The organism is Xenorhabdus bovienii (genome assembly GCF_024721015.1).
GTDB classification, from domain to species: Bacteria; Pseudomonadota; Gammaproteobacteria; order Enterobacterales; family Enterobacteriaceae; genus Xenorhabdus; species Xenorhabdus bovienii.
Genome location: NZ_JANAIF010000447.1, coordinates 1 through 256, shown reverse-complemented (window position 1 = coordinate 256; position 256 = coordinate 1). Strand labels below are relative to the sequence as shown.

Below are 256 nucleotides of genomic sequence, written 5' to 3'. Positions count from 1 at the left end.
TACTGAAAAAGTCCAATATTACGGACTGCAAGCCTTACAATTACACGGAAATGAAAGCCCAGAATTTTGTAGAGAATTGCAAATAAAATTCCCTGAAAAGGAAATTTTCAAAGTATTTTCCGTAGGCGAGAATTTTGATTTTTCCCCTTTGAAGGATTATTTGGAGGTGGTGGACGCCTTTTTATTTGATACCAAAGGGAAACATCACGGAGGCAACGGAACGGTTTTCAATTGGGAATTATTAACCGATTATCCA

Annotated in this window: 1 protein-coding gene; it reads left to right on the top strand. The window is 37.1% G+C overall.

The genetic code is table 11. The annotated features are described in order from the left end of the window. Positions 1–256 (top strand): phosphoribosylanthranilate isomerase (locus tag NXS07_RS21345; protein WP_438818400.1); only part of this gene is annotated, 256 nt, incomplete at both ends.